Genomic DNA, 24,971 nt, shown 5'->3' with positions numbered 1-24,971 from the left:
GTAGACTCCCAGGGCCCGATCGCCGGACGGCCCGGGCGCACCCGCCGACCCGGAGGTTCCCCGTGACCACGACCGCCGCCGACCACGTCGACCGTCTCACCGCCGTCGTCCCGGACTTCCCGAGCCCGGGCATCCTGTTCCGCGACCTCACGCCGGTCTTCGGCGACGGCGAGGCCCTGCGGGCGGTGGCCGACGCGCTGATCGAGCCCTACCGCGGCCGGATCGACGCGATCGCGGGCGTGGAGGCGCGCGGCTTCCTGCTCGCCGCAGCGGCCGCCTACTCGGCGGGTCTCGGCGTCGTCACCATCCGCAAGCCCGGCAAGCTCCCGCGGGCCGTGCTGCGCGAGCAGGCGACCCTCGAGTACGGCGAGACGATGCTGGAGGTGCACGAGGACGCGGCGCCCCGCGGCTCGCGGCTGCTGCTGGTCGACGACGTGCTGGCGACCGGGGGCACGCTCGACGCGAGCCGCCGCCTGATCGAGCGCGCAGGGTGGAGCCTCGAGGGGATCGCGGTGGTCATGGAGCTCGACGGGCTCGGCGGCCGCGAGGTGCTGGCCGGCCACCGCGTCGACGCGATCGTCACCGTCTGACCGGGCCCCGTCGCTCCGCTCCCCCTGCCCTCCCCTTCCCGCGAGACGCCACCCGGGTATGCGACCCACCGGGCGAGCCGCACTCGAGTGGCGTCCCGCGGAAGGGGGAAAGCGACGGGGTCAGGTGAGGGAGAGGGACATCCGGGAGAGGACGAAGGTCTCGAGCACCTGCACGAGCATGTAGAGCACGAGCGAGACGCCGGTCACGAGCACGACCGCCGACCAGACGTCCGCGAACCGGGCCTGGGCGGACCATGCGTTGATCGCCCCGCCGATGCCCGCACCGGTGGAGAGCCACTCCGCGAGCAGCGCGCCCGTGATCGCTCCGGGCACCGAGATGCGGATCGCGGCGAAGAGCGAGGGCAGCGAGCCGGGGATGGCCACCTTGCGGATCGCGGTGAGAGTGCTGCCGCCGTAGACCGCGACCACGTCGAGCATCTGCGGGGAGGCGTTGTTGAGGCCGAAGGCGATCGTCACCAGCGCGGGGAAGAGGACGACGATCCCGCCGATGACCGCGACCGAGGCGATCGAGCCGGTCCCGAAGACCAGGATGATCAGCGGTGCCATCGCGATCAGCGGCACCGAGCGCAGCAGCATCGCGAACGGCATCAGCGCGTGCTCGATGCCCTTCGACAGGCGGAACAGGATCGCGCCGAGGATCGCCACGACCAGGCCGGCCGCGAAGCCGATCAGCGCGTCGCCCATGGTCACGGCGAAGAGCCCGCCCAGCTCGGCGCGGTGCTCCGCGGCCTTCGCGTCGGTCACCAGGTGTTGCCAGACGTCCCACGGGCCCTTGACCACGTAGGGCGAGACCCCGCTGAAGAGGACCACGCCGATCCAGATCGCCAGCACGATCACGATCGTCGACAGGGCGACGAGCAGGCTCTTGCGCAGGCTCTTGAGGGTCGCGCCGAGGGCGGCCGTGCGCAGCTGGCGCCGCAGCTCGTCGACCGCGAGGATCGATGTGGCCGTGGACTGCTCCGTGCGGTCGGGAACGGTGGTCGTCATGGTCATGCCCGCTTTCCGGAGGACCAGGGCGCGATGAGGCGGCCGATCAGTCCGACGATGCCGTAGCCGAGGAGCGCGACGCCCGCGCAGAGGAGGAAGAGCGCCCAGACGCGGGGCGAGTTCAGGGAGACCTGCGCCGCGACCAGGATCGGGCCCACGCCCGTCTCGATCTTGCCGAAGTACTCGCCGAGGATCGCGCCGAGGAAGGCCGCGGGCACCGCGATCTGCAGCGCCGACAGGATGTTGGGCAGCGCCGCGATCAGACGGACCTTGCGCAGCTGGGTGAACCGCGAGCCCCCGTAGACCGTGACGACGTCGAGCGCCGCCTTGTCGGCCGCCTTCAGCCCGAGCAGGCTGCCGACGACCGTGGTGAAGAACACCGAGAGGCCGGCCAGGAAGATCGCCGTCGCGCTCGCCTTCCCGGGAGCGTCCGCACCGCCGAGGATCAGCAGCACGATCGCTCCGATGGCGACGATCGGCACGCAGTAGGTGATGACCGCGAGCTGCGAGACGACCCCCTCCAGCCAGGGCAGGACCAGCACGAGCGCCGAGAGCACGAGCGCGAGGAGGTTGCCCCAGAAGTAGCCGACGGCCGCCTCGCCGATCGTGACGGAGAAGTTGCGCCAGTAGAAGCCGGCGCCGTCCTCCATCGCGGTCTGCACGACCTGCACGGGAGTGGGGACGGGCGCGTAGGTCGCGGCGCCGGTGGGCGCGGTGACGAGCGCCACGATCCACCAGACGGCGACGATCGCGGCGACGCCGATCAGCCCGGTGAGCCACGGAGGCAGGGACAGGGCGCGGCGCGGGGCCGCGGGGAGCGTGGTGGCCACGGTGCCTCCTAGACGCGGTCGTCCGAGGCCGCGCCGCCGTCGCCGAACAGCAGCTCGGAGGCCTGGTCGACGTAGGCGTGGAACTCGGGGGTGCGCTGCATCTCGGGGGTGCGCGGGCGGGGGAGGTCGATGTCGATGATCTCCTTCACCCGTCCCGGGCGCGGGCTCATCACCGCGACGCGGTCCGAGAGGAAGATCGCCTCCGAGATGCCGTGCGTGACGAGGAGCGTCGTGGCGGGCTTCTCGGTCCAGATCCGCAGCAGCTCGAGGTTGAGCTTCTGCCGCGTCATGTCGTCGAGGGCGCCGAACGGCTCGTCGAGCAGCAGGACCTCGGGCTTGAGGATCAGGCACCGCGCGATCGACACGCGCTGGCGCATGCCGCCCGAGAGCTGGGCCGGCTTGGCCTTCTCGAAGCCGCGGAGGCCGACGAGGTCGATCAGCTCGTCGATGTAGGACTGGTCGACGCTCTTGCCCGCGATCTCGAACGGCAGGCGGATGTTCGCCATGACGCTGCGCCACGGCAGGAGCGCGTGGTCCTGGAAGGCGATGCCGAGCTTGTTGTCGCGGCGCAGCTCCTGGGGAGTGCGGCCGTCGACCCGGATGGAGCCGGACGTCGGCTCCTCCAGTCCCGCGAGGATGCGCAGGATGGTCGACTTGCCGCACCCCGACGGGCCGAGCAGGGCGAGGAAGCTGCCCTGGTCGGTGTGGAGGTCGGTGTCCTGCAGCGCCGCGACGCTGCGCGAGCCCATCCGGAACGTCTTCGACAGGCCGTGGATCTGGATGCCGGTGCCGCCGGCACCCTGGTCGCGCAGGGTGCCGGCGTCGGTCGTGTCGGTCACGAGTGGTGCCCTTCGTGAATCAGGATCAGGCCGCGTACTTCATCAGCTCGGGGTTCTCCTCGTAGACCTCGTCGAGGAGGGTCAGATCGAAGAGGTCCTCGGCCGTGACGTCGATCCCGGCGCCCGCGAGGGACGCGATGGTCTCGGACTGCAGCGTCTCGGAGATGGTGAAGAGGCCGTTCGAGACCGTCTCGTCCGAGACGACCAGTTCCTCGGCCTGGATGGTGGCGCCCTTCTTGGAGGACTCCTCGTTGAGGCCGAGGTCCTTGCCGTAGTTCTCGACGGCGAGCATCGCGCCCGCCTCCGGGTCGTTGACCGCGTCGGTCCAGCCCTTGATCTCGGCGACGAGGAACGCCTTCAGAGCGTCGCGCTTCTCGGCGATCGCCTGCTCCGACACCGAGAAGGTCTCGGCGACGAAGGGGAGGCCGTTGTCGGCGAAGGGCAGGTTGACGACCTCGTAGCCCTCGGCCGCGACCGTGATTGCCTCGTTCGTCAGGTAGGCGATGAAGCCGTCGACGGTGCCGTTGACGAGGACGGAGGGGTCGTACTCGACGGGGACGACCGTGAGGTCGGACTCGGAGAGGCCGTTCGCGGCGAGCAGCGCCTGGAACAGGGACGTGTTCGAGGCCTGGACGCCGATCTTCTTCCCGGCGAGGTCGGCCGGAGTGGCGATGTTGCCGGCGGTCTTGATCGAGAGGACCGTGAAGGGGTTCTTCTGGTAGGTCGCGCCGATGATCTTGAGCGGGGCCTCCTGCTGGGCGATCGCGGTGCCGATCGAGACGGCGTCGCTGAGCGCGACGTCCGCGCTGCCCGAGAGGAGCTCGGCCACGCCCGTCGAGGGGCCGGGGGTGAGCGTCACTCCTGCCAGGCCGGCCTCGGTGAAGTAGCCCTTCGAGTCGGCGAAGAACTCGCCCGCGAACTCCTCGTTCTTGATCCAGGAGAGCTGGACCTTGAGGGTGCCGAGGTCGCCGCCGTCCGCGGCGGACGCGCCGGAGGAGTCGGAGGCGCAGGAGGCGAGGACGGAGGCGCCGCCGATCGCGAGGCCGGCGACACCCGCCAGGCGGAGGAGGCTGCGGCGGTCGAAGGCCGGGAGGGAGCGGAGGGGCGACAGGGTCAAGGGGACTCCTCGGGTGGGGATCGTCAGGGCTGCTGCGGTGCGGTGCGCGGGGTCGCGACGGGGTGCCCGTGCAGGCGCGCCAAGCCGCGCCGATCGGGTGCCTCGACGCTATCCGGGGGAGATTTCTCGGGTGTGTCCGCAGATTTCGCGGGTATTAAGGCTCTCACGGATCCGACAAGGATCCGACCAGATCGGCATGATCCTCTGACGGATCGTCTGAGACCCTGTTCAGGCCTCACAGGACGGCCCCGGCCCCTCCCACGGGCGCGGCTCAGCGCAGGCAGCCGGCGTCGCTCACCCGGCGCCGCCGGCGCGGCTCAGCCGAGGTCCTTGAAGGAGAGGTCGGCGGCGGAGGCGGCATCGCGCGGAACGAGAGCGAAGCGGGTGAAGCCCGCGGCGGCCGCGCGGTCCAGCAGCGGGGTGAGGTTCTTCGCCCGGCGCTCGAGGCGCACGCGCGAGCCCCGGGCGATCAGCTCCTGCTTGAGCGCGAGCAGCAGCTCGGGCGCCGCGTCGCGCTCGTGGACGAGGACGACGGCGTCGGGGCGCTCGACGACGGCACCGCCGATCAGTTCGACGATCCGCTCGAAGCCGATCGAGAAGCCGCAGGCCGGCACGTCCTGACCGAGGAAGCGGCCGATCATCCCGTCGTACCGCCCGCCTCCGCCGACCGAGGAGCCCGAGGACGGGTGCGCGATCTCGAAGATCGTGCCGGTGTAGTAGCCCATGCCCCGCACGAGCGTCGGGTCGAAGCGGAGCGAGACGCCGGCGGGCAGCGAGCGCAGCGACCGGGCCAGCGTCTCGAGCGCGAGCACCGCCTCCGGGTCGATGCCCTCGGGCAGCACGTCGAGGATCGCGGACTGCTCGAGCGCCACTCCCCCGGCGGCGACCGCCTGCTCGATCCGCGCGAGGTAGCCCCCGAGGACCGCGGCCGCGTCCGGCCCGTCGGCCTCCAGCTCGGCGACGACTCCGGCGGCGCCGATCTTGTCGAGCTTGTCGATCGAGATCAGCGCCGGGCCGAAGCGCTCGGTGGCGAAGCCGCAGTGCTCGAGGATTCCGGTGAGGATGCGGCGGTCGTTGATGCGGATTGTGCAGTCCTCGAGGCCCAGGGCGTCGAGCGCCGCCGCGGTCGCCGTGATGAGCTCGACCTCGGCCAGCTGCCCGGGCTCGCCGATGATGTCGATGTCGCACTGCACGAACTGGCGGTACCGCCCCTTCTGCGGGCGCTCGGCGCGCCACACCGGCGCGATCTGCACCGAGCGGAAGACGGCCGGCAGCTCGGCGCGGTGCGAGGCGTAGAAGCGGGCGAGAGGCACCGTGAGGTCGAAGCGCAGGCCGAGGTCGGCGAGGGCGGACGCGTCGTCGACCGCCGCCAGGTCGTCGCGGGTGAGCCCGCGGCGCAGGACGCTGAAGGCGAGCTTCTCGTTGTCGCCGCCGAGCCCGGAGTGGAGGCGGTCGAAGTCCTCGACCACGGGCGTCTCGATCTCGTCGAACCCGTGGGAGGCGTACACGCGGCGGATGACGCCGAGCGCGTGCTCGCGCTTCGCCTTGTCGGCGGGGAGGAAGTCGCGCATGCCGCGGGGCGGGGTGATCGGGGAGGCCATGACGGCGATTCTCCCAGATCGGCCGGGGCGGGCCGGCGGACGCCTCAGTCCGCGCGCCGCTCCTGCTCCACCGCGCGGATCTCGTCCTGCAGGTCGCGCGTCGCCGTGCGGAGCGCGCGCTCGGCGTCGAGCCCCTGGGCGCGGGCGGAGGCGACGATGGCCAGCAGCAGCGGGCCGAGGTCCTCCTCCGACTCGATGGGCAGAGGGCCCTGGCCGGCGTCCACGACGCCCAGCGAGGTCGCCTTGCCGATCACCTTGTCGGCGAGCGCGAGGGCGGGCATGCCCTGCGGGATCCCGTCGAGCACGCTGGTGCGGTGCGGCTTCTCGGTGCGCTTGAGCTCGTCCCACACCGCGATGACGTCGTCGGCCGTCTCGGCCGTGGCGTCGCCGAAGACGTGCGGGTGGCGGCCGATCATCTTGGCGTTCATGTGCGCCGCGACGTCCTCGATGGTGAAGGGCTCGGCGCTCTCGGCCGCCAGGTCGGCGTGGAAGAGCACCTGGTAGAGGACGTCGCCGAGCTCCTCGATCAGGTCGGCCCGGTCCCCCGCCTCGATGGCGTCGACGAGCTCGTGCGACTCCTCGATCAGGTAGCGCACGAGCGACTCGTGGGTCTGCTCGGCGTCCCACGGGCAGCCGCCCGGGGCGCGGAGGACGTGGACGGTGCGGATGAGCTCGTCGAGCCGGGGATGCGCGGTCACCCCGCCATCCTCGCATCCGGTCCGGCCGCCGCCGCGGACATCCGGGCGGCGCGGGCGCCCGGGAGCCTCAGGCCCGCGCGAGACGCCGCCGCGCGACGAGGAGGCAGCCGCCGGCGACGAGCGGCACCGCGGCGAGGAGCCCGGGCGACGCCGCGACGGACACCGCGGTCGAGGCGCTGACCAGTGCACCCGCCAGGTTCCAGAGGACCACCGCGACTCCCGCGCCGTCCCCGATCGGGAGCGGCACCGGGCTGAGCAGCTGCGGCGGCAGCGGACCCCGGGTCGCGTCCATCGCCCGCGCGGCGACGGCGGCGACGGCGGTCGCGGCGGCCACCGGCACCGCCGCGCCCGGGAGCAGCAGCGAGGCGGCGAGGGCGCCGAGCACCGCGACTCCGACCGCGAGCACCAGCGGGAGGACGGCGTGCAGGAGGAGCAGCTCGAACGGGCCGGGGGCGAGGAGCGCCGGCTGTCCCGCGGTCGCGGCGGCGTGGCGGAAGCCGTCGCTCCAGACGCCGGCGCCGAGGTAGGCGAGCACGCCCGCCGCGGCGGCCGGGAGCGCGAGGATGGAGGACGGCACGACCGCGGCGAGCACGGCGGCGGCGCCGGCGGCGGCCAGCGCGACGACCGCGACCGCCGAGCGGCCGGGAGTGCGCAGCGCGCCGATCGCGTCGCGCACCGGCACCGCGAGGGCGAGCGGGGAGAGGCGGACCGCTCGGAGCCCCCGCCCGATCGCCGGAAGGGCGCGGTACCCGTCGAGCGACTCGGCGAGATCGCCCGTCGCTCCGAGCCGGGCGGTCGCCGACCACTGCCGGGCCTGGGCGAGGAGCCGAGGTCCGCGCGCGGCGTCGAGCAGGCGGGGCGCCGCGGCCAGGAGGACCGCGGCCGACGCGAGCAGCACGGTCGCGGCGCGCACCTCCTCCGCTCCGCTCACGGCCGAGGCGAGGAGGCCGCCCGGCGTGGGCGCACCGGGCACGAGGGCCCCGAGGACCGCGAGGGAGGCGAGGAGGCCCGCCGCGAGCGCGGGGAGGCGCGAGGGCAGGCACTGACCGGCGAGCCAGGCGACGGCGAGGAGGCCGGCGAACGCGGCGCCGCCGACGACGGCCGCGAGGAGCGGCGCGGAGGCGGCGACGGCGAGGAGCGACGCGACGGCGGAGCAGCACGCCACGAGACCGGCCGACGCCCGGACCACGGGTCGGCGGAGCACCGCCCAGCGGCGCAGATCGGTCGCGAGCAGCACGGCCGTGGTGTGCGGCTCGCCCACCGCGGGTCCGCGCACCCGGCCCAGGAGCACGGCGGCGGGCAGGGCGAGACCCGCGGCGAGGGCGACCAGCGGCTCCGGCGCGGCTCCCGCCTCGGCGGCGAGGAGCGCGAGGGCCCGGGCGACGGGGAGGACGACGACGAGGACGGTCATCGCGGCGAGGTAGCCCGCGTAGGCGCGCGGACTCGGCGGAGCCGCGGCGCGGTGCCGGTGCAGAGCCCGCACCTCGGCGACGCGGGCCCCCTCCGCGCGCGTCACGCCCGCTCCAGCTCGACGACCCGCGCGCCCAGGCCCTCGATCAGCACGGGGCTGTGGGTCGCGACGACGAGCGCCCGGGACGCGGCTGCGCGCCGCAGCACCTCCGCGACCAGCGGCACCCGCTCGACGTCGAGCCGCTGCTCCGGCTCGTCGAGCAGCAGCACCGCGGAGGGACGGGCCAGCACGAGCGCGAGGGAGAACAGCTGCGTCTGCCCGGAGGAGAGCTCGTGCGGGAAGCGGCGGGCGAGCGGAGCGAGCGCGAGCGCGTCGAGACCAGCTGCGGCCTCGCGGCGGGCGTCGGCGACCGGCGCCCCCCACGAGACGGCCACCATCGCGAGGTGCTCCTCGAGGGTCAGATCCCGCTCGAAGGGCGGGGTGCCGATCAGGGCGGCGACGGCGCGGCGGTGGGCGGCGGAGCGCTCCTCCGGGGCGCGCCCGGCCACCGCCACGACTCCCTCGCTCGGAGCGGTGAGGCCGGCGATCACCCGCAGGAGCGTGGTCTTGCCGGTGCCGTTGCGGCCCGTCACCGCGACGCCCTCCCCCGCCTCCACCTCGAGCGAGCACGGGGCGAGCAGCTCGACCCCCGAGGCGCGCACCGCGACCCCGCGGACGGCGACCAGCGGGCCGGCGAGCGGCTCCGGCTCACGGGGACGTCGGGCGGCGAGGAGCGGCATGCCCTCCATCCTGCCAGCGCGCCCTCCCGCAGCGGCGACGGCCGCCGGAGCGGAGCGGCGCTCCACCGGGGAGCGCCGCCCCGAGGACCTCAGACGGTGACCGGCTCCGGGAACAGCGAGTCCAGGAGCGACGCCACCCACTGGATGAGCGCCCGGTCGCCGAGCGGGACGCCGTCGAGCACGGGCATCGGCACGACGACCGCGTCGGCCTGCTGCAGGTACTTCGCGGTCGGGTACATCCGGCGCAGGCGCACCTGGATCGAGTCGGGCAGGTGAGCGGGAGCCACGCGGACGTTCGAGCCCATCGCGACCACGTCGCTGAGGCCCGCCTTCTGCGCGCGCATCCGCAGCCTCGACACCAGGATGAGGTTCTCGACCGCCTCGGGCAGCTCACCGTAGCGGTCGGTCAGCTCCTCGACCACGAGGTCGATGCTCCCCTCCTTCGCCGTCGGCGACGACGCGGCCGACAGCTTCTGGTACGCCTCCAGGCGCAGCCGCTCGCTGTCGACGTACTCCTCCGGGATGCGCGCGTCGACGGGCAGCTCGAGCCGCAGCTCCGTCTGCCCCTCGGCGACCTCGCCGCGGAAGGTGTCGACGGCCTCGCCGATCATCCGCAGGTAGAGGTCGAATCCCACGCCCTGGATGTGCCCGGACTGCTCGCCGCCGAGGAGGTTGCCCGCACCGCGGATCTCGAGGTCCTTCAGCGCGATCTGCATGCCGCCGCCGAGGTCCGAGTTGGCGGCCAGGGTCTGCAGCCGGTCGTGCGCGGTCTCGCTCAGCGGCTTCGTCTCGTCGTAGAGGAGGTAGGCGTAGGCGCGCTCGCGGCCGCGGCCGACCCGCCCGCGCAGCTGGTGCAGCTGCGAGAGACCGTACTTGTCGGCGCGGTCGACGATCAGCGTGTTGGCGTTCGGGATGTCGAGGCCGGTCTCGACGATCGTCGTCGACACCAGGACGTCGAACTTGCGCTCCCAGAAGTCGACGATGATCCGCTCGAGCTGCGACTCGCTGAGCTTGCCGTGCGCGACCGCGATCCGCGCCTCGGGCACCAGCTCGGCGAGCTGCGAGGCGACGCGGTTGATCGTCGAGACGCGGTTGTGCACGAAGAACACCTGGCCCTCGCGCAGGAGCTCCCGGCGGATCGCGGCCGACACCTGCTTCTCGGAGTAAGGGCCGACGAAGGTGAGGATCGGGTGGCGCTCCTCCGGCGGGGTCGCGAGGGTCGACATCTCGCGGATGCCGGTCACCGCCATCTCGAGCGTCCGCGGGATGGGCGTGGCGCTCATCGAGAGGATGTCGACGTTCTTCTTCAGCGCCTTGAGCTTGTCCTTGTGCTCGACGCCGAAGCGCTGCTCCTCGTCGATCACGAGCAGGCCGAGGTCCTTGAAGACGATGTTGTCGCTGAGGAGCCGGTGGGTCGCGATGACCATGTCGACGGTGCCGTCGGCCAGGCCCTCGATCGTCTCCTTCGACTCCTTCGCGCTCTGGAACCGGCTGAGCGCCCGCAGGTGGACGGGGAAGCCGGCGAAGCGCTCCTGGAACGTCTCGAGGTGCTGGCGGACGAGCAGCGTGGTCGGCACGAGCATCGCGACCTGCTTCCCGTCCTGGATCGCCTTGAACGCGGCGCGCACGGCGACCTCGGTCTTGCCGAAGCCGACGTCGCCCGAGAGCAGGCGGTCCATCGGGATCGGCCGCTCCATGTCGGCCTTGACCTCGTCGATGACGGTGAGCTGGTCGGGGGTCTCGGCGAACGGGAACGCCTCCTCCAGCTCGCGCTGCCAGGGGGTGTCCGGCGGGAACGCGTGCCCGCGGGAGGCCATCCGGGCGGAGTAGAGCTTCACGAGCTCGACCGCGATGTCGCGGACCGCGCGGCGGGCCTTGCTCTTGGCCTGCGCCCAGTCGCTCCCGCCCATCTTGCTCAGCGCCGGAGCCTCGCCGCCGACGTAGCGGGAGAGCAGGTCGAGCTGGTCCGTGGGGACGAGCAGCTTGTCGCCCGGGAAGCCGCGCTTGCTGGGGGCGTACTCGAGCACCAGGTACTCGCGGCGGGTCTTGATCGCGTTGCGGCCCCCGCTGGAGACCTCGCGCTGAGAGAGCTCCACGAACCGGCCGATGCCGTGGGTGGCGTGCACCACGAAGTCGCCGGGCGTGAGCTGCAGCGGGTCGACGACGTTCTTGCGGCGCGAGGCGAGCTTCTTCACCGCTCGGGAGTCGTAGCCGACGGTGCGGCCGTAGAACTCCGTGTCGGTGAGCAGGGCGAGCTTCGCCTCCTCCACCTCGAAGCCGTGATCGACGGAGGCCTGCACCACGTAGGCGAGGCCCGTCTCGAGCCCGGCGGGGAGGTCGGCGACGATGCGGGCGGCGACCTCGTGCTCGGCGAGGACCTGGTCGGTGCGCTCGACCGTGCCGGTGCCGGGCGCGGTCAGGACCACGGTCCAGCCGTCGGCCAGGCGCGCGCGGACGTGGGCGAGGGCGCCCTCGACGCTCGCTCCGAAGCCGGGGACCGGCTCGCCCTCGACCCGGACGGCGAGGATCTCGTCGATCCCGAGCTCCTCCGGCAGCACCTCGGCCTCGCCCGCGGCGGGGCCCTGGCGGAACGTGCTCATCGTCCACCACGGGTGGTCGGGAGCGTCGGCGCCCGGGGCGCTGAGCTTCACGGAGTCGCGGAGCGCGCCGAGCGAGATGAACTCGCCCGAGGCGAGGTCGATGGGGGCCTCGGCGCCGGCGGTCGCCGCGCTCCAGGCCGCCTGCAGGAACTCGCGGTTCGTCTCGGCGAGGCTGATCGCCCGCGTCGCCACGCGCTCGGGGGCGAGGACCGCGACGGCCGCACCCTCGGGGAGGTAGTGCGAGATCGGGACCAGCCGCTCCAGCAGCGCGGGGGCGAGCGACTCCATCCCCTCGACCGGGATGCCCTCGGCGATCTTGGCGAGCATCGCCGACAGGCTCGGGAACTCGTGCAGCATCTCGCGGGCCCGCTGCCGCACCGCGGGCACCAGCAGCAGCTCGCGGCTCGGCGGGAGGACCACCGAGTCGGCCTCGCCCGGGAGCGAGCGCTGATCGGCCACGGAGAAGCCGCGGATGGAGTCGACCTCGTCGCCGAAGAAGTCCACTCGGCTCGGATGCTCGGCCACCGCCGGGAAGACGTCGAGGATGCCGCCGCGCACGGCGAACTCGCCGCGGCGCGTGACCATGTCGACCCGGGCGTAGGCCAGGTCGACCAGCTCGGAGGAGATGCGGCCGAGGTCGTAACCGCGGGCGCCCTTCACGAGTCGGATCGGCTCGATGTCGGCGAGGTTGTCGGCGACCGGCTGCAGCGCCGCGCGCACGGAGGCGACCACTACGAGGGGCCGCTCGCCCGACCACTGCTTCATCCGCCGCAGCGCGTCCAGGCGCCGCCCCACGATCTCGGCGCTCGGGCTGAGGCGCTCGTGCGGCAGCGTCTCCCAGGCCGGGAACTCGACGACGTCCGCGTCCGGCAGCATGCAGCCGAGGGAGGCGCGCACGTTCTCGGAGTCGCGGCCCGTGGCCGTGACCACCAGCGCCGCCTGCGGGCGTCCCGCCTCCGCGCGCCTCTCGATCAGCCCCGCGAGCAGGGGGACCCGGAGGCCGTCGGCCACCGAGAAGTCGGCGTCCCGCACCGCGTACGCGAGAGCATCGTCGAACGTGGAGGCGCGCGACAGCGCCGAGATGATCTCGTTGAGGGGCACGGGTCCAGTTTACGGCCGCCCCGCGGGCCGACCGCCGAGGGAACCCCGAACCGTCGAGGGAGCCCGGGGCTGCGGTCTCCCTCGCCGTCCAGGGTTCCCTCGGTGGAGGGCGGGTCAGGCGCTGGTGTGGAACTTCAGCTGGGCGGCGGAGAGGCCGGAGTCGGCGATGAGCTCGACGGCGTCGGCGGCGTCCGAGACCAGGATCGGGAGCGCCTCGCGCTCCGGGCCGGCGAAGTCCTTCAGCACGAAGTCGGCGGCCTGCTGGCGGCCCGGCGGGCGGCCGATGCCGACCCGCACGCGCAGGAACTCGGCTCCTCCGGTCGCCGCGAGGATGTCGCGGATGCCGTTGTGCCCTCCGTGACCGCCGCCCTGCTTGAGGCGCAGGGTGTCGAAGGGGATGTCGAGCTCGTCGTGCACGACGATCAGGTGCGCCGGGTCGACCGAGTAGAAGTCGAGCAGCTGCGCCGTCGGCCCGCCGGAGAGGTTCATGAAGCTGTTGGGCTTGCCCAGCACGAGCTTCGGTCCGCCCGGGCGGAGGAAGCCCTCGGCGACCACGGCGTTGGCGCGGTTGTGCCGGCGGAACGAGCCGCCGATCCGCGTCGCGAGCTCGTCGAGCACCATCTGGCCGACGTTGTGCCGGTTGCGCGCGTACTGCGCGCCCGGGTTGCCCAGTCCGACGACCAGCCAGGTGTCACCCATGTCGTTCCTCTTCCTCGGGGGCGGCGGGGGGGGGTCCCCGCCGGACGCGGAACGGGCCCGCCGCGGCTGCGAGCGGGCCCGTTCCCGGGGTGGTGCGGACTACTCCGCGGTCTCGGCGACGACGTCGCCCGAGGCCGGGGTCTCGTCGTCCTCGCCCAGGTCCTGCTCGACCTCGGCGGTGACGTTGACGATGAGCACCTCGGCGTCGGTGACCAGCGTGGCGCCCTCGGGGAGCGTGACGTCGGCGGCGGTGATCTGCGTGCCGGCCTCGAGGCCCTCGACGGAGACGACGATGTTCTGCGGGATGCGCGTGGCGTCGACCTCGAGCGAGAGGGTGTTCGACTCGATCGAGACGAGGGTGCCGGGAGCGGCGTCGCCCTCGACGTGCACGGGGATGTCCACCTCGACCTTCTCGCCCTTGTTGATGACGACGAGGTCGATGTGCTCGATGATCTGGCGCACCGGGTCGCGCTGGATGTCCTTCACCAGCGTCGTCTGCGCGGCGCCCTCGATGTCGAGCTCGAGGATCGCGTTCGCCTTGCGCGTGAGCAGGAGCACCTGGTGGCCCGGGAGGGTGAGGTGCTGGGGCTCGGTGCCGTGGCCGTAGAGGACCGCGGGGATCTTGTCCTGCGCGCGGATCTTGCGGGCGGCGCCCTTGCCGAACGAGGTGCGGACCTCGACGACGACCTTGTTGGTCAGTTCAGCCATGATGTTCTCCTTGGGCGGCGCGCACGCCACCGGATCGGGTCGTGGCCTGCGGCCACGGACGGTTTGTCGACTCGAACGCATGTCAGCGTGAGGAGAAGTCCGTGGCGCCCCGTGGGGGCCTCGCCTGCTTCCACCGCGTCGATCACGGATGCACGTGCATCCCTCGCCGAAGTTCAGCTGCCGATCCTACCCGGCATCGCGGCCGCCCGCCAGCAGGCGGTCGCGCCGCCGGACTCGGAGCCGGACGTCCAGGCGGACCGCCTACCGTGCGGATATGACGAGCGACGACTTCGGCTCCTACGTCGAGAAGAACGGCTTCCACCGCGACACGAACTACATCCCGACGCGGATCACCGCCGACGGCCGCGACGGGTACCCGGTGGAGGCGGGGCGCTACCGCCTCGTCGTCTCCCGCGCCTGCCCGTGGGCGAACCGCGCCGTGATCGTGCGGCGCCTGCTCGGTCTCGAGGACGCCCTCTCGATGGGCATCTGCGGGCCGACGCACGACAAGCGCAGCTGGACCTTCGACCTCGATCCGGGCGGCGTCGACCCGGTGCTGGGCATCCCCCGCCTCCAGGACGCGTTCTTCGCCCGCTTCCCCGACTATCCGCGCGGGATCACCGTCCCGGCCCTCGTGGACATCCCGAGCGGCCAGGTCGTCACCAACGACTACCCGGTGATGACGCTCGACTTCTCCACCGAGTGGACCGCGTTCCACCGCGACGGCGCCCCCGACCTCTACCCCGAGGAGCACCGCGAGGAGATCGACGAGATCGCCGAGCTGGTCTTCCACGACGTGAACAACGGCGTCTACAAGTGCGGCTTCGCCGGGTCGCAGCGCTCCTACGACCGGGCCTACGACCGCCTCTGGGCGCGGCTGGACTGGCTGGAGGAGCGGCTGAGCACCCGCCGCTACCTGGTCGGCGACACCATCACCGAGGCGGACGTGCGGCTCTTCACGACGCTCGCCCGCTTCGACGCCGTCTACTACAGCCACTTCAAGGCCAACCGGAACCTGCTGTCGGCGATGCCCGCGCTCTGGGGCTACGCCCGGGATCTGTTCGCCACTCCGGGGTTCGGCGACACGATCGACTTCGCCCACATCAAGTCGCACTACTACGAGGTGCAGCGGGACATCAATCCGACCGGCGTCGTCCCCAAGGGCCCGGACCTCTCCGGCTGGCTCGTCCCCTCGCGCCGCGAGGAGCTCGGCGGCCGCCCGTTCGGCGACGGCACTCCCCCGCCGCCGCCGATCCCGTCGGAGCGCGTCCCCCTCGGCCACGGCGCCTGACCGGCTCCGGTCGCGGTCGTCGCGGCGCGCGCAAGACCGTGCGCGCGCCGCACGACCGATGTGCAGCCGGGAGACGGCTCGGACCCGGGCTCCCCGGAGCGACCCGGGGCTAGCCTGGGCTCGCCCCTGAACGCGAACGTCGAGGAGAACCGTGTCTGACAAGCCCACCGCCACAGCCAACATCGGAGTCGTCGGTCTGGCGGTGATGGGCTCGAACCTCGCCCGCAACCTCGCCAGCCGCGAGGGCAACACGGTCGCGGTGTTCAACCGCTCCTACGGCCGCACCGAGACCCTCATCACGGAGCACCCGGAGGCGGGCTTCGTAGCCTCCGAGACCATCGAGGACTTCGCCGCCTCGCTCGCCACCCCGCGCACCGCGATCATCATGGTCCAGGCCGGCCGCGGCACCGACGCCGTGATCGAGCAGCTGACGAAGGTCTTCGAGCCCGGCGACATCATCGTCGACGGCGGCAACGCGCTCTTCACCGACACCATCCGCCGCGAGAAGGCGGTCCGCGAGACCGGCATCCACTTCGTCGGCACCGGCATCTCCGGCGGCGAGGAGGGCGCGCTCAAGGGCCCGTCGATCATGCCCGGCGGCTCGGTCGAGTCCTACAGGACCCTCGGCCCGATCCTCTCGTCGATCGCCGCGGTCGCCGAGGGCGAGCCCTGCGTCACCCACATCGGCACCGACGGCGCCGGCCACTTCGTCAAGATGATCCACAACGGCATCGAGTACGCCGACATGCAGCTCATCGCCGAGGCGTACGACCTGCTCCGCACCGTCGGCGGACACGAGCCCGCCGCCATCGCCGAGGTCTTCGACGCCTGGAACAAGGGCGACCTCGAGTCGTACCTCATCGAGATCACCGCCGAGGTGCTCCGCCAGGTCGACGCCGACACCGGCAATCCCTTCATCGACGTCGTCCTCGACCAGGCCGGCTCGAAGGGCACCGGCGTCTGGACCGTGCAGAACGCGCTCGACCTCGGCGTCCCCGTCGGCGGCATCGCCGAGGCCGTCTTCGCCCGTGCCGTGTCCTCCCACCCCGAGCAGCGCGAGGCCGTGCAGGCCCGCGTCACCTCGCGCCCGACCCCGGTCGAGAAGTACGAGGGCTTCGAGGACGACGTGCGCGCCGCGCTCTACGCCTCCAAGGTCGTCGCCTACTCGCAGGGCTTCGACGCGATCATCGCCGGGGCCGAGAAGTACGGCTGGGAGATCGACAAGGGCGCGGTCGCCAAGATCTGGCGCGCGGGCTGCATCATCCGCGCCCAGTTCCTCAACCGCATCGTCGACGCCTACGACGAGAACGCCGGCATCACGACCCTCCTCGAGGACCCGTACTTCGCCGAGGCCGTCGCCAACGGCGAGGCCGCCTGGCGCCGCATCGTCTCGACCGCCGCGCTCTCGGGCGTGCCGATCCCCGGTTTCGGCGCCGCGCTGTCGTACTACGACTCGCTCGCCTCCAAGCGCCTCCCGGCCGCTCTCGTGCAGGGCCAGCGCGACTTCTTCGGAGCGCACACCTACAAGCGCGTCGACAGGGAGGGCACCTTCCACACGCTGTGGTCGGGTGACCGCACCGAGGTCGAGCAGGACCCCTCCACGCACTGACCCGCGTCGCACGGGAAGGCGCCCCCGCCCGCAGGATCCACGGATCCTCGGGCGGGGGCGCCTTCCTCGTCGCGGAGGGAGCTCCCCCGTCGTCAGCGGAGCCGGGCGGTGGCGTCCGGCTCCCCGAGCGGGCGCTCGACGCCCGGGCCGACTGACCCCTCAGGTCCGGAACGCCCGCGCGATCAGGAGCGCCGCCAGGAGCACCGCTGCGGCGGCCGCCGTGGCCGCCGGGAGGGCGAGCAGGAGCAGCAGCGAGACCGCGGCCGACGCGAGGGCCGGGCCGCTCGCCCCGGCAGCTCCGTGGTCGAGGCGCCGCACGATGGTCGCCACCAGCAGGGCGGCCACGGCGAAGGCGAGCAGCGCGTCGGCGTCGAGGATCACGACCGCGAGCACGGCGACCAGGCAGAGGACCAGCTGGGCCGCCGCGGGCACGCCGGTCCTGCGGTTCCTGGCGGCGAGCACCGCCGGCATCTCCCCTGCGTCGGCGAGACGCACGAGGGCGCGCGCATCCCTCCTCCCGAGGTCGAGGAGCGCGAGCAGGACCGCGATCACCGCGGCGGCCCCGACGAGCCCGGACGCGGGCGTGCCCCGGGTGACAGCGCTCAGGGGGGTCTCCGAGGACGCGAGGACCTCGGGACCGGCCGCCAGGAGCAGACCGGTGGCGAGCGCGGCGGCGGCCGCCGTGGCGATCCCGATGCGCAGCAGGGCGGGGCGGAGAGCCGTCACCGCGCCGGAGCGGGAGGTCGGCAGGAGGATCAGGAGCAGGGCCGCGGCGGTGCCGGCTCCCAGCGGCCCTCCGTCGCGCAACGGGTCGAGCGGCGCGGGGTCCGGAGGGGACACCAGCACGATCACGGCGGCGGCGGCCAGCAGGACGACGACCGCACCGACGAGGAGCAGGACCGGGCGAGCGGGGAGGCGCCCGCCGCGCAGACCGAAGAGCGCGACGGCCACGAGCAGCAGGACGGCCAGGGGCCGGGCCGCTCCCCCGAGGACCGACTGGGCCGCGGTCAGGGCCAGCGCGGCCGAGGCGAAGGCGCGCCCGACGATCCCGAGCCACTCGGAGGAGGGGCCGTCGTGGACGGTGCGCCCGGCGTCGGCGACGGCGCTCAGAGCCGCGGCGGCCGCCGCGACGGCGAGCCCGAGGAGCAGCCACCAGCCCGCCGCCTCGGCGGCCGGCGACCAGACCAGGAAGACCGCCGCCAGGGCGAGGGTCGCATCCGAACGCTGGGGCACGGCCTCACCCTAGGCGGTGGAGCCGGGGCGGGACCCGGGTGCGCCGTGCAGGGCGCACCCGGGGTGCGGGGTCCTACGCGTCGCCGTCGAACATCGACGTCACCGAGCCGTCGTCGAAGACCTCGTGGATGGCGCGGGCCAGCAGCGGAGCGATGGGCAGGATCGTCAGGCGGTCCCAGGTCTTCTCCGGCGGCAGCGGCAGAGTGTCGGTGACGACGACCGAGTCGATGAACTCGGAGCTCAGGAGCTCGACCGCCGGGTCCGAGAAGACGGCGTGGGTGGCCGCGACGACCACGCCGATCGCGCCCGCCTTCTTCAGCGCCTCGGCCGCCTTCGCGATGGTGCGCCCGGTGTCGATGAGGTCGTCGACGAGGAGGCAGACGCGGCCCTTCACCTCGCCGACGATCTCGTGGACGGAGACCTGGTTGGCGACCTTCGGGTCGCGGCGCTTGTGGATGATCGCCAGCGGGACGCCGAGCTTGTCGCTCCAGATGTCGGCGACGCGGACGCGGCCCATGTCGGGCGAGACGATGGTGAGGGTCGAGGGGTCGAGCTTCTCGCGGAAGTGCTCGAGCAGCACCGGCATCGCGAAGAGGTGGTCGACGGGGCCGTCGAAGAAGCCCTGGATCTGCGCCGCGTGCAGGTCGACCGACATGATCCGGTCGGCTCCCGCCGCCTTGAAGAGGTCCGCGACGAGGCGGGCCGAGATCGGCTCGCGGCCGCGGCCCTTCTTGTCCTGGCGCGCGTAGGGGTAGAACGGGGCGACCACGGTGATCCGCTTGGCGGAGGCGCGCTTGAGCGCGTCGACCATGATCAGCTGCTCCATCAGCCACTCGTTGATCGGGGACGTGTGCGACTGGAGGACGAACACGTCGCCTCCGCGGACCGACTCGCCGTAGCGGACGTAGAGCTCGCCGTTGGCGAAGGTGCGCCCCTCGGTCGTGACGAGCTCGGTCCCGAGCTCGGCGGCGACCGCCTCCGCCAGTGCCGGATGCGCCCTCCCCGAGACGAGGACCAGGCTCTTCTTGTTGCTGGCGGTGATGCCGGTCACTGTGCTCCGCTTCCTCCGGTGGGCGCCTGGTCGGATCCGGTGGGATCCGACGCCAGGGCCGCCTCGGCGGCGTCGGCCGCTGCGGTGCCCGGACGGTGGGTCTGCACCCACCCGGCCATGTTGCGCTGCGGAGCGACGGTGATCCCGAGGGCTCCGGCGGGGATGTCCTTGCGGATGACCGTGCCGGCGCCCGTGTACGCTCCGTCACCGATTCTAACGGGGGCGACGAAGACGTTGTGCGACCCCGCACGCACGTGCGAGCCCACCACGGAGGACGCCTTGCTCACCCCGTCGTAGTTGGCGAAGATCGAGCCGGCGCCGATGTTCGACTCCTCGCCGATGACCGCGTCGCCGACGTAGGAGAGGTGCGGGACCTTCGATCCCTCGCCGATCACGGCGTTCTTGGTCTCGACGTAGGTGCCGATCTTGCCGCGGGCGCCGAGCACGGTGCCGGGGCGGAGGAACGAGAACGGGCCGACCTGGGCGTTCGCGCCGATCACGGCGAGCGTCGCGTCGGAGCGCTTCACGACCGCGTCCTCGCCGACCTCGCAGGAGTCGAGCGTGGTGTCCGGGCCGATGACCGCGCCGGTGGCGATGACGGTCGGGCCCTTGATCTGCGTGCCCGGGAGGATCTCGACGTCCGGGGCGAGGACCGCGTCCACGTCGATCCAGGTGGTCGCCGGGTCCTGGATCGTGACGCCCTCGAGCTGCCAGCGGCGCACGATGCGCGCGTTGAGCTCGAGCGCCGCGTCGGCGAGCTGGGCGCGGTCGTTGATCCCGGCCACGAGCCAGCGGTCCTGCACGGGGACGGCCTCGATCGCGCGGCCGGCGGCCTTGAGCGCGGCGGCGGCGTCGGTGAGGTACTTCTCCCGCTGGGCGTTCTCGGTGCCGATCGCGCCGATGACCGAGCGGAGCGCGGCGGCGTCGAAGGCGTAGACGCCGGCGTTGATCTCGGTGAGGTCGAGCTCGTCGGGGCTGGCGTCCTTCTGCTCGACGATGGAGGCGAAGGCTCCGTCGCCGCCGCGGACGATCCGGCCGAAGCCGGTCGGGTCCTCGAGCACGCAGGAGAGCATGGTGAGCGCGTTCGCCGCGGCGAGGTGCTCGTCGAGCAGGCGGCGGAGGGTCGGCGCGTCCAGCAGCGGGACGTCGGCGCTCAGCACGACGACCGTGCCGGCGAAGGACGCCGGGAGCGCCGCGAGGCCCTGCTCGACCGCGCGGCCGGTGCCGGGCGTCTCGTCCTGGTCCACCACCAGTGCGGAGGGGGTGTGCTCGAGGACGGCCTCGGCGACCCGGTCGCGCTCGTGGCGCACCACGGTGACGACGTGCGCCGCGTCGAGCGAGGCGGCCGTGTCGAGCACGTGCCCGAGCAGCGGCCTCCCGGCGAGGCGGTGCAGGACCTTCGGGGTGCGGGACTTCATGCGGGTGCCCTGGCCTGCCGCCAGGATCACGACGGCGAGCGTGCTGTCTGCCATGTTCTTCGCGTTCTCCTCCGTGAGCGCACCGTCCTGGTGCCGCTCCGCCACCAGGATTCGAACCTGGACCGGACAGCTCCAAAGGCTGCCGTGCTGCCGTTACACCATGGCGGACCGCGCGATCGCGCGCCGTCCATCCTGCCACCCCCGCACCCCCGGCCCCGCCTCGGGCGCGGGCGGCCGTCGCTCGGGCGGACGACGGCCGCCCGGGAGGTCCCCGCCTCCCGGCCCCTCCGCCTCCCGACCCGTCCGCCTCCCGGCGTCCCCCGAGCCGCCCAGCCGCCACAATGGACGGGTGAGTGCGAATGACGAGGTCGACGGGATCGTCGACGCCTGGGTCCGGGAGCGGCCCGATCTCGACTTCACGCCGCTCCAGGTCTTCTCGCGGATGCGCCGGCTGGCCAAGCAGCTCGAGCGCGCGCGCGGCAGCGCCTTCGGCCGGTCCGAGCTCGAGACGTGGGAGTTCGACGTGCTCTCGGCCCTGCGGCGCGCGGGCGCGCCCTACCGGATGAGCCCCAAGCAGCTCCTCCAGGCGACCATGGTCACCAGCGGCACCATGACCAACCGCATCGACCGGCTGGTCGAGCGCGACCTGGTCGAGCGCCTCGACGACCCGAACGACGGGCGCGGCGTGCTGGTGCAGATGACGCCGTCGGGACTCGCCCGGGTCGACGCGGCGATCACCCGCCTGGTCGACGCGGAGCAGGAGCTGCTCGGCGCGCTCACCCACGCCCAGCAGGAGCGGCTGGCGCAGCTCCTCCGCAAGCTCTCCCTCGACTTCGGCTGAGCCGGTCGGTACGGGCCCGCGACGGCGGCCCGCCCAGGCGGTACGGGACAGCTGCCGGTGCCGCGGAGGAGAGCGGCGTCAGCCCTCGAGCTGCTCCGAGAGCTCCAGCCAGCGCAGCTCGAGCTCGGCCGTCTCGTCCTCGTAGGCGCGGAGCGAGGCGTTGAGCGCCAGGATGCCGTCGTAGTCGTCCTGGTCGTGCGTCGCCATCTTCTCGTGGACGGTCTTCGCCAGCTGCGTGAGCTTGTGCAGGCGCCGGTCGATCGCCGACACCTCCTTCTCGGCGGTGCGCCGCTCGGCCCCCGCGAGTCCGCTCGACGCCGGCGCGGCGGAGGAGGAGCCCGACGACGCCGCCGCGGGCGCACCCTTCTCGAGCGCGCGGCGCAGGTCGAGGTACTGCTCGACGCCGCCGGGCAGGTGGCGGAACGCGCCGTCCATCACGGCGTACTGCTGGTCGGTGACGCGCTCGAGCAGGTACCGGTCGTGCGAGACGACGAGGAGGGTGCCCGGCCAGGAGTCGAGCAGGTCCTCGATCGCGGCGAGCATGTCGGTGTCGAGGTCGTTGGTCGGCTCGTCGAGGATCAGCACGTTGGGCTCGCTGAGCAGGATGAGCAGGAGCTGGAGCCTCCGGCGCTGACCGCCCGAGAGGTCCTTCACGGGCGTCGAGAGCTGCGCGCTCGAGAAGCCGAGGCGCTCGAGCAGCTGGCCCGGAGTCATCTCCTTGCCGCCGATGGAGTAGCTGGTGCGCTGCTCCGCGATGATCTCGCGGACGGGCCGGTGCTGGACACCGGTCAGCTCGCGCAGCTGCTGGTCGAGGATCGCGACGCGCACGGTGGTGCCGCGCTTCACCCGGCCGCTCGTCGGCTCCACGCTGCCCGCGACCAGGCCGAGGAGGGTCGATTTGCCGGCGCCGTTCACGCCCAGGATGCCGGTGCGCTCGCCGGGCGCGATCCGCCACTCGATGCGGTTGAGGACGGTCCGCTCGCCGTAGCGGACGGTGACGTCGAGCAGGTCGACGACGTCCTTGCCCAGGCGCGAGACGGCGAGCTGCGAGAGCGAGACCGAGTCGCGCACCGGGGGCTCGTCCTCGATCAGCTGGTTCGCGGCGTCGATCCGGAACTTGGGCTTGGCCGTGCGGGCGGGGGCGCCGCGCCGGAGCCAGGCGAGCTCCTTCTTCATCAGGTTCTGGCGCTTGGCCTCCATGGTCGACGCCATCCGGTCGCGCTCGACACGCTGCAGGATGTACGCCGCGTACCCGCCCTCGAACGGCTCGACGAGGCGGTCGTGCACCTCCCAGGTGGCGGTGCAGATCTCGTCGAGGAACCACCGGTCGTGGGTGACGACCGCGAGCCCGCCCGACGACGCCGCCCAGCGGCGCTTGAGGTGCTCGGCGAGCCAGGCGATGCCCTCGACGTCGAGGTGGTTGGTGGGCTCGTCGAGGAAGACGACGTCCCAGTCGCCGACGAGCAGCTTCGCGAGGGCGACCCGGCGCCGCTGGCCGCCCGAGAGGGAGCCGACCACTCCGTCCCAGGGGACGTCGCGCAGCAGGCCCGCGATCACGTCTCGGGTGCGCGCGTCGCCCGCCCACTCGTGCTCCTGGAGCCCGCCGACGACGGCCTGGGCGACGGTGAGGTCCTCGTCGACCGTGTCGGCCTGGTCGAGCATCCCGAGCGTGACGCCGCGGCGGTGCGTGACGCGGCCGCTGTCCGGCTCGATGCGCTGCGCGAGCAGGCGCAGGAGGGTCGACTTGCCGTCGCCGTTGCGTCCGACGATCCCGATGCGGTCGCCCTCCTCGATCCCCAGGGAGACGTCGTCGAAGATCACGCGTGTGGGGTACTCGAGTCGCAGCGCCTCGGCGCCCAGCAGATGTGCCATAGGGATCCAGCCTAGGCGGTGCCGCCTGAGCGGTCCGCCGCGGGTCGATCACAGTGCGGCCGGGTCGCGGCCCCCGGACCTCAGCCCGCGGGTGCCGGCTCCGAGACGGACACCGAGCGGCGGTGCAGTCCCGTGGCGCCGTCGGGCGCGGGCGGGCGCTCGACCGTGGTCTGCACCGTGCCGTCCGCGTCGGTGGCGCGCACGGTCACGACGTGGTCGCCGACCGTCGCGTCCCATTCGAGGACCCACTGGATCCACGTGTCCGCGGTGACCTGCTCGGCGAGGCGCGCCTCCTGCCAGGCGCCGCCGTCGATCTGCACCTCCACCTTCGCGATCCCGGTGTGCGGCGCCCAGGCGACTCCCGCCACGGCGACCGTCCCCGCCTCGACGGGCTGGCCCTGGCGCGGCACATCGATCCGCGATTCGATCTTGATCGGACCGCGCTCGGTCCAGCCGCGCGTCGACCAGTAGGCCAGGTCCTCCGCGAAGGTCGTGACCTTCAGCTCGACGACCCACTTCGTCGCCGAGACGTAGCCGTAGAGGCCGGGGACGACCATCCGGACGGGGAAGCCGTGCTCGACCGGAAGCGGCTCGCCGTTCATCCCGACGGCGAGCAGGCTCGCGCGGTCCTCGTCCTGCAGCACGTCGAGCGGGCTGGAGGCGGTGAAGCCGTCGATGCTCCGCGAGAGCACCATGTCGGCGCCGGCGGTCGGCCGGGCCCGGGCCAGCAGCTCGCGGATCGGGTAGCCCAGCCAGAGGGCGGTGCCGATCAGGTCGCCGCCGACCTCGTTGGACACGCAGGACAGGGTGACCAGGTGCTCCTCGAGCGGCAGCGCGAGCAGCTCGTCCCAGGTGATCTCGATCTCCTCCTCCACCATGCCGGTGATCTTCAGCGACCAGTCGGCGGGCTCGACCGACGGCACCGAGAGCGCGGTGTCGATCCGGTAGAACGAGGAGTTGGGAGTGACGTAGGAGCTGATGCCGTCGATGTCGTCGAGCACGGCGCCGGCCGGGACGGGCGCGGCGGCCGAGGCGGGAGCCGGCAGGGACACGGCCTCGCGCACGGCGGTGACGGCGGCGGAGGCGGACGTGAGGAAGCGGGCGCCGATGCCGGCGGCGATCGCGGCGACTCCGGCGATCCCGACCAGGCGGAGGAACGACCGGCGGTCCGGGGAGTCGCTCTCGCGCTCCTCCTGCCAGCCGCGGAGGCGGACGGAGGCCGAGCGGAGCACCGCGGCACCGGCCACCATGCCCACGACGCTCGGCGCCGCGTCGATCCCGGACGCGCCCTCGCGGCTGACGGCGGCGAGCGCACCGGCGCCCGCGACGACGGCCAGCAGCAGCACGCCGAACGGCGGGCGGCGGTACTCGAGGACTCCCGCGCCGACGGCCAGCAGCGCGATCGCGAGGCCGATCGAGACCAGCAGCACGAGCTTGTCGCCGGTGCCGAAGAGCGCGATGACCGTGTCCTTCACGCCCGGGGGCACGATGTCGATGACGAAGCCGCCGACCGCGACCAGCGGACTGCCGCCCGATCCGGTGAAGACCGCGACGACCTCGGCGGCCGCGAGGGCGACGACGGCGGCCACGATCCCGGAGAGGATCGCGAAGAGGGTGGCTCGGCGGGACATGAGCGGCACTCTAAGCCACGAGGTCGGAACTTCTCTGCGGACCG

General features: G+C 73.1%; 20 protein-coding genes and 1 tRNA gene. 4 read left to right on the top strand and 17 right to left on the bottom strand.

Features of this window, described 5'->3' with window-relative positions; all coding sequences use genetic code 11:
* Window positions 1-62 precede the first annotated feature (62 nt).
* On the top strand, window positions 63-590 hold the full coding sequence (locus C5C54_RS09345) for an adenine phosphoribosyltransferase (RefSeq protein ID WP_104222360.1): 528 nt from the start codon (window positions 63-65) through the stop codon (window positions 588-590).
* 120 nt (window positions 591-710) lie between these two features.
* On the opposite strand, the gene C5C54_RS09340 is transcribed toward C5C54_RS09345, so the two are convergent.
* From C5C54_RS09340 to C5C54_RS09290, 11 genes are all read right to left on the bottom strand, one after another.
* Window positions 711-1,604, bottom strand: a complete 894-nt coding sequence (locus C5C54_RS09340; RefSeq protein WP_104222359.1) for an ABC transporter permease — start codon at window positions 1,602-1,604, stop codon at window positions 711-713.
* A complete protein-coding gene (locus tag C5C54_RS09335; RefSeq protein ID WP_244229606.1) occupies window positions 1,601-2,428 on the bottom strand; it encodes an ABC transporter permease in 828 nt (275 codons plus the stop codon). The genes C5C54_RS09340 and C5C54_RS09335 overlap by 4 nt, the downstream gene beginning before the upstream one ends.
* A gap of 8 nt (window positions 2,429-2,436) precedes the next feature.
* Window positions 2,437-3,177 (bottom strand): ABC transporter ATP-binding protein, encoded by a 741-nt coding sequence (locus C5C54_RS09330; RefSeq protein WP_104288235.1) that lies wholly within the window; start codon window positions 3,175-3,177, stop codon window positions 2,437-2,439.
* Between the two features lie 115 nt (window positions 3,178-3,292).
* Entirely contained in the window at window positions 3,293-4,384 is a 1,092-nt protein-coding gene (locus C5C54_RS09325; protein WP_258059873.1) for an ABC transporter substrate-binding protein, read from the bottom strand.
* 317 nt (window positions 4,385-4,701) lie between these two features.
* Window positions 4,702-5,985 (bottom strand): histidine--tRNA ligase, encoded by a 1,284-nt coding sequence (hisS, locus tag C5C54_RS09320; RefSeq protein ID WP_104288218.1) that lies wholly within the window; start codon window positions 5,983-5,985, stop codon window positions 4,702-4,704.
* A 44-nt stretch (window positions 5,986-6,029) separates the two neighbouring features.
* Window positions 6,030-6,683 carry a MazG family protein gene (locus C5C54_RS09315; protein WP_104222356.1) on the bottom strand — a complete coding sequence of 218 codons (654 nt, stop codon included), beginning with the start codon at window positions 6,681-6,683 and terminating at the stop codon, window positions 6,030-6,032.
* Window positions 6,684-6,750: 67 nt separating this feature from the next.
* A complete protein-coding gene (locus tag C5C54_RS09310) occupies window positions 6,751-8,199 on the bottom strand; it encodes a hypothetical protein (RefSeq protein ID WP_104288217.1) in 1,449 nt (482 codons plus the stop codon).
* Entirely contained in the window at window positions 8,196-8,873 is a 678-nt protein-coding gene (locus C5C54_RS09305; protein WP_104248106.1) for an ATP-binding cassette domain-containing protein, read from the bottom strand. Before C5C54_RS09305 ends, C5C54_RS09310 begins: the two co-directional genes overlap by 4 nt.
* An 89-nt stretch (window positions 8,874-8,962) precedes the next feature.
* Window positions 8,963-12,574 (bottom strand): transcription-repair coupling factor, encoded by a 3,612-nt coding sequence (gene mfd / locus C5C54_RS09300; protein ID WP_104248107.1) that lies wholly within the window; start codon window positions 12,572-12,574, stop codon window positions 8,963-8,965.
* 114 nt (window positions 12,575-12,688) lie between these two features.
* The gene (gene pth, locus C5C54_RS09295; RefSeq protein WP_104233681.1) at window positions 12,689-13,273 is read right to left on the bottom strand and encodes an aminoacyl-tRNA hydrolase; all 585 of its coding nucleotides are present in this window, start codon (window positions 13,271-13,273) and stop codon (window positions 12,689-12,691) included.
* 99 nt (window positions 13,274-13,372) lie between these two features.
* The gene (locus C5C54_RS09290) at window positions 13,373-13,981 is read right to left on the bottom strand and encodes a 50S ribosomal protein L25/general stress protein Ctc (protein ID WP_104238997.1); all 609 of its coding nucleotides are present in this window, start codon (window positions 13,979-13,981) and stop codon (window positions 13,373-13,375) included.
* 274 nt (window positions 13,982-14,255) lie between these two features.
* Here C5C54_RS09290 and C5C54_RS09285 point away from each other — a divergent pair, with 274 nt between their 5' ends.
* Both C5C54_RS09285 and gndA read left to right on the top strand, forming a co-directional pair.
* Entirely contained in the window at window positions 14,256-15,272 is a 1,017-nt protein-coding gene (locus tag C5C54_RS09285; RefSeq protein ID WP_104276392.1) for a glutathione S-transferase family protein, read from the top strand.
* Window positions 15,273-15,423: 151 nt separating this feature from the next.
* Window positions 15,424-16,881, top strand: a complete 1,458-nt coding sequence (gene gndA, locus C5C54_RS09280) for an NADP-dependent phosphogluconate dehydrogenase (protein WP_104226928.1) — start codon at window positions 15,424-15,426, stop codon at window positions 16,879-16,881.
* A 159-nt stretch (window positions 16,882-17,040) separates the two neighbouring features.
* On the opposite strand, the gene C5C54_RS09275 is transcribed toward gndA, so the two are convergent.
* From C5C54_RS09275 to C5C54_RS09260, 4 genes are all read right to left on the bottom strand, one after another.
* On the bottom strand, window positions 17,041-18,114 hold the full coding sequence (locus C5C54_RS09275; RefSeq protein ID WP_104288216.1) for a hypothetical protein: 1,074 nt from the start codon (window positions 18,112-18,114) through the stop codon (window positions 17,041-17,043).
* A 73-nt stretch (window positions 18,115-18,187) separates the two neighbouring features.
* A complete protein-coding gene (locus C5C54_RS09270) occupies window positions 18,188-19,165 on the bottom strand; it encodes a ribose-phosphate diphosphokinase (protein ID WP_104222342.1) in 978 nt (325 codons plus the stop codon).
* A complete protein-coding gene (gene glmU / locus C5C54_RS09265; RefSeq protein ID WP_104288234.1) occupies window positions 19,162-20,637 on the bottom strand; it encodes a bifunctional UDP-N-acetylglucosamine diphosphorylase/glucosamine-1-phosphate N-acetyltransferase GlmU in 1,476 nt (491 codons plus the stop codon). Before glmU ends, C5C54_RS09270 begins: the two co-directional genes overlap by 4 nt.
* A 42-nt stretch (window positions 20,638-20,679) precedes the next feature.
* Window positions 20,680-20,751: transfer RNA gene (locus C5C54_RS09260), tRNA-Gln, on the bottom strand.
* A gap of 181 nt (window positions 20,752-20,932) precedes the next feature.
* Between C5C54_RS09260 and C5C54_RS09255 the strand changes: the two genes are divergently transcribed.
* A complete protein-coding gene (locus tag C5C54_RS09255) occupies window positions 20,933-21,424 on the top strand; it encodes a MarR family winged helix-turn-helix transcriptional regulator (RefSeq protein WP_104222340.1) in 492 nt (163 codons plus the stop codon).
* 78 nt (window positions 21,425-21,502) lie between these two features.
* On the opposite strand, the gene C5C54_RS09250 is transcribed toward C5C54_RS09255, so the two are convergent.
* Both C5C54_RS09250 and C5C54_RS09245 read right to left on the bottom strand, forming a co-directional pair.
* Window positions 21,503-23,296, bottom strand: coding sequence for an ABC-F family ATP-binding cassette domain-containing protein (locus C5C54_RS09250; RefSeq protein WP_104288214.1), 1,794 nt, complete (start codon window positions 23,294-23,296; stop codon window positions 21,503-21,505).
* Between the two features lie 80 nt (window positions 23,297-23,376).
* Window positions 23,377-24,927 carry a molybdopterin-dependent oxidoreductase gene (locus tag C5C54_RS09245; protein WP_104288213.1) on the bottom strand — a complete coding sequence of 517 codons (1,551 nt, stop codon included), beginning with the start codon at window positions 24,925-24,927 and terminating at the stop codon, window positions 23,377-23,379.
* Between the last annotated feature and the right edge of the window lie 44 nt (window positions 24,928-24,971).

Source organism: Rathayibacter sp. AY1F2, assembly GCF_002930885.1.
Taxonomy (GTDB): Bacteria; Actinomycetota; Actinomycetes; order Actinomycetales; family Microbacteriaceae; genus Rathayibacter.
This window is presented reverse-complemented; position numbering and strand designations above follow the sequence as displayed.